This is a genomic window from Endozoicomonas sp. (genome assembly GCF_031844845.1).
Classification (GTDB): domain Bacteria; phylum Pseudomonadota; class Gammaproteobacteria; order Pseudomonadales; family Endozoicomonadaceae; genus Endozoicomonas.
On sequence record NZ_JAVRMB020000077.1, the window covers coordinates 1 to 4,334 of the forward strand.

Here is a 4,334-nt window from a genome sequence, read left to right on the forward strand (position 1 = left end):
TCGGGACAATTCCTATGGCATTCGTGCGTTATATAAGGGGCATGAAGGAGGAAGACCTTTCATCTATGATGAAACTGAAGTCCAGCGTATAAAAGAATTGGTAGCTGAGGAACCCCGCCGTCTATCTTATGTTCAATCCAAGATTGAGGATGAAACCGGAAAATCTGCATCAAAACGAACTCTGGGAAAGATCGTAAAAAAATTAGGATTGGTTTACAAAAGATTCCGTAAATCATGCAAGCATAAACGAAACGAAGAGCAGTTCAGGCGCTGTCAAGCCGCACTGAAAGACGCTCAGCTAGCCGAGCGTAAAGGATTAATCAACCTGTTTTATTTTGATGATTCCGGATTTAGTCAAGAGCCTTGCATCCCATACGGTTGGCAGGAAAAAGGAAAACAGCTAAGAATCCCTTCAGTTAAAAGTAAGCGTATTAATGTATTGGGCTTTATGAATCGAGCCTGTGAGTTGTTTCATTATCCTGTCATAGGCTCCGTGAACAGCGACACGGTGATTGCTGCCTTTGATGATTTTGCTGCCCAGATGGAGGATGAAAAATACAGTTCCAATGACCGTTACACCGTCGTAATGGTGGACAATGCCAGCATTCATACCAGCGAAAAATTCCGTGCCAGAATTGATGACTGGATCCTTGAGAAGAAGTTATTTGTTTGCTTTCTTCCAACATATTCACCTGAACTCAACCTGATCGAGATCCTATGGCGAAAAGTAAAATATGAGTGGCTCAACCTCTTGACTATCACCGACTTCAAGGAATTCAAGGAATTCAAGAAGGAAGTTGAACGAGTGTTTAGTTCATTCGGCCAAGAATACATGATCTCATTTAAGTAGCTTTTACTGTTACTATCGCATAATTGGCACAAAATATGCATATCCAGAAATAGCTATTATATTCTTATACCTTGGCGCTATTACTTTGGTTTTTTTATTGAAATAAAATTAACCATACGTTTAGCCAGTTTCTCTGAAATTAATCTATAACCTACTTAGCTCTTCTTAAAGGGACAAGTTCTGATTTTTCTTTTCTTCAAAATGACGTTGCACCTTCTTTATTTGGGGATAATAGGAAGCTGGATCGGTACCCTGATACTATGGAGGTTAAAAAACAAAAAAATCTGTTGGTGATTGGATTCGGGGCAGGTGAGTCATTACAGAAGGATGCTCTGGGACATGCTGTTGCAGCGACTGAAACAATCAAGAGGAGAGAGGAGGCCAGGTTGGCACAAGAGAGAAAGAGGGTGGATGAAGTCGAGGAAATGGATTGGGAGTGATGTAGTAGCAGCCTAAATGATCGAGCAACTTGCCCAGGTCATCCGGTGCTACATGACCGGACCAGTGGGCGCCCTGGTACCCGGAACGATCCAACACGTCGATGGATGAATAATCGCCGTGCTTGTGCTTGTCATTGACCGGTGCCAGACCTTCCGCCACATCACAACCGATGACATATTTCTGGGCACTATCCGGTGGATACCAGATTTTCAGCAACCCTTTTTTCTGTCGGTTCAGTCCGTTGGGAGTCAGCTCACATTGCCATTTTGGCGAGTAGCACTCCTGCCTGGCAGCCTCAGTATGTTTGGGATCAAAGACAGGGCGCCCGGAGAACAGGGACGCTTCCTGAATATTGCAGGGGTATTCCTGCCTGAACTTGTCTTCCGACTTCAGCTCATAGATTTTCTGGCGTCGCCACTGGAGCTGTGAGTCATCCAGATCATACTGCTGCTTCAGGTATCGCTCGTCGGCGTCTGGCGTGTAGTCTTGCGGGGCTTCGGAACGGTATTCGTCCTGCCAGAACCAAGGTATAAACACCAGTTCAAAATCACCGCGCCCAGCATCAGCGTCCATAACATAATCATAAAACACACCACCAACGCCGTTAGCAGTACTCTCCAGAATGACTTCAGTATTGTTTTCATTAGGTACTGCCTGTAGTACACCGGCCAGGTGCTCATCTGCATTTGGCCAAAAAGCGACTTCCGAACCGTGGAAAAGCTGTGCCGTGGAGGAGCGTCCTGCCCCCCGGTTGCCAGCGGTGCCGACCCGATAGCCGGAGTCATGGGTAAACTCCAGCATTTTGGAGCTTTTATTCTTCAAGTCCCGTTGAGTGAATGGTGGCTGGTTTTCGTGATATCGCTGCACCATATCAAACAGGTTGGCGGTGGCATCGGCTTCGTGAGTCAGGATGCAGGCCCTGAGTCCTCTGCGATTACTCACCAGCCAGTAGTAGCGGCCTTCAGTATAGGTGGAGCAGCCCTGTTGTCGTCCTTTCAGCACAACAATTCTCACTTTGCCGGTACGCTGTTGCTGATCCTCAATGCGGCCATCCAGATAAATCTGTGCTTTGTTGAGTTGGAAAGGAATCACCTTTGCGCTCTTGGTCCTGATCTTCAGGCAGCGGCGAGCATAAAACTGAAACTCGGTGAGCAGCCGTTCCCTGACTGACTTCACTGATCCCTGTCTTCCAGCCATTCATCCAACGTCGGTATCTTCTCGGCAATCACGGTCTGCTCCTGACGGTCCCGCCAGTGGTAGCGGTTTTTCATGTACATGATGAGCATGGAGGGCTGTACGTCTTTGTTGATGCCCAGTGCGCCCTTGATGTACTTATCTTCCCAGTACGCCTCGGCCAGTACGTCTGCCTGTGCCACGGCATCGGCAAAGTCTTCATGTTTGTCGATGCAGGACAGGAACGTCTTGTAACTGATACCCAATTCTGTGGACGTTGCCTTGCGGCTGAGTCCTTCTGCCATCAGGTCTTTTACCTGATCGCACATCGCCGGTTTGTATTTGGTGTGCTATAAAAACTGCTTGATAACAAGAGCGATGATGCCAGCTGTTGTGGTTGCCGCTATCCATTGAATGACGCTACTGACTGTCGAGTTCTTCTGAACCGATTTCTCAATAGCGTTCAGGCGTTCTTCGCTGCGGTTCTCTCTCGATGCCAGATTGACCATGCGCTCGTCGTGCTTGGCCAGCGTCTGCAAAATCAGGGTGATCCCGTCCAGCTTGTCTTCGATCCGGTTAAAGCGGTCTTCGTCTGACATAACTATCTCCGGGCAACGCCCTTCAGTTTCTCGATAGTCCTCGCACCGCCGAGCCCCAGCAGACTGAGTAACAGAGTAATCACCACGCTGGTATCCACCACGGGTAATTGCCCCACTATCTCCGGCCTGTTCGCCAGCATCAGACCCACAATAATCAGGTCACGGCCAATCCATGACCACGCCAGTATCAAAACACACAACCATCCAAGAGCAGGCCGCCAGCCAGAAACAAACACCGATGGGTGCCTGGCTTCCTCGATGTTGGCCAGTGCCTGCAAGATATGAGGCTGTTGAAGCTGCTGATTCAGTGACAACTCGGCTTTGGCCCGTTCCTCATCGGAAGTAAACAGACCATCCAGCCCACCCATCAACGCCTGGGCAATCCCTGCCATGGGGTTGAGGTTAATCATCTATGATCTCGAAGTGTGGGTAATCAATGAATTTATGGTCTTTCATCTCACCATCCCTGTCCCAGTCTCCGCCCCAGCGCAACTTGATGCTCATGCTCTGGGCAATGCCCAGCACATAACCGGCAAAGTGAGCCGATCTCTGGTAATCAAACCAGTCCAGCGGGAAGGCCATGGCATCCACTGCCCGGCTCGGCTTTGAATTGTGTTTGCTGTTGGGCCATTGCACTTCAGACTTGCCACCCTACATAAGCCAGCATCTGGGCAACTTCACCCCGATGGCCACAAATGATGGTGCAGTCGTAATACTCAATCACTTTATTGAAGACAAGCTGAAGCCGTTCATCACAACTGGCTAAATGCCGTTTGGATGAATCGGAATAGTGATACATGGCTCTCTTTTTATAGTGGTGTAGGTTGCTCGTGAGACTTGTTATGTCAAAGTTAATACGGAGGACAATACATCCGCAACTACCAAGACTGACAAACCCAGGAAAAAGAAACAATCCGAGAGGGGATGTGGCCACAGATTCAAGAATTGGTCAATCAAACACTGGAAGCCAATTGCGCTGTTGAGCATTGTGTGTGGGGTAGCAGTCGTTGGTGGTGCTGTAGGAGCAGTTCTAGCTAATGGCGTAGCAACAGTAGCAACACCTTTTGTGCTGAACAATAGAAACATAACGCTGGCGCCAACTACCACTCCAGCGCCAACTACCACTCCAGCGTAATGATTGAGAACTTCCACAAACACATGCAGCGGGTCAAGATCACCGCCGCTAACCGTTGGGCAGTGGTCAGGCAGTCGTCGTTAGAAGTAGGGCCTCCCCTGTTTTTCTCCCTGTTGATTGAAGCGGTCAGCTTTAT

The 4,334-nt window shown here is 48.7% G+C and carries 7 protein-coding genes; 1 reads left to right on the forward strand and 6 read right to left on the reverse strand.

Translation table 11 applies throughout. The features are described 5' to 3' along the window. Window positions 1-850: IS630 family transposase (locus RM811_RS03510; protein WP_402520811.1), on the forward strand; the 850-nt coding region annotated here is incomplete at its 5' end. A 363-nt stretch (window positions 851-1,213) separates the two neighbouring features. On the opposite strand, the gene RM811_RS03515 is transcribed toward RM811_RS03510, so the two are convergent. From RM811_RS03515 to RM811_RS03540, 6 genes are read right to left on the reverse strand one after another with little or no spacing between them, the layout of a single operon-like run. Next, entirely contained in the window at window positions 1,214-2,467 is a 1,254-nt protein-coding gene (locus RM811_RS03515) for a hypothetical protein (RefSeq protein ID WP_402520813.1), read from the reverse strand. Then, a complete protein-coding gene (locus tag RM811_RS03520; RefSeq protein ID WP_402520815.1) occupies window positions 2,464-2,793 on the reverse strand; it encodes a hypothetical protein in 330 nt (109 codons plus the stop codon). The genes RM811_RS03515 and RM811_RS03520 overlap by 4 nt, the downstream gene beginning before the upstream one ends. Before the next feature lie 21 nt (window positions 2,794-2,814). After that, a complete protein-coding gene (locus RM811_RS03525; protein WP_402520817.1) occupies window positions 2,815-3,063 on the reverse strand; it encodes a hypothetical protein in 249 nt (82 codons plus the stop codon). Window positions 3,064-3,065: 2 nt separating this feature from the next. Continuing rightward, entirely contained in the window at window positions 3,066-3,473 is a 408-nt protein-coding gene (locus RM811_RS03530) for a 3TM-type holin (protein ID WP_402520819.1), read from the reverse strand. Beyond that, on the reverse strand, window positions 3,466-3,699 hold the full coding sequence (locus RM811_RS03535; RefSeq protein ID WP_402520821.1) for a hypothetical protein: 234 nt from the start codon (window positions 3,697-3,699) through the stop codon (window positions 3,466-3,468). Before RM811_RS03535 ends, RM811_RS03530 begins: the two co-directional genes overlap by 8 nt. Window position 3,700: 1 nt before the next feature. Next, window positions 3,701-3,862 (reverse strand): hypothetical protein, encoded by a 162-nt coding sequence (locus tag RM811_RS03540; protein WP_402520823.1) that lies wholly within the window; start codon window positions 3,860-3,862, stop codon window positions 3,701-3,703. Window positions 3,863-4,334: the final 472 nt, after the last annotated feature.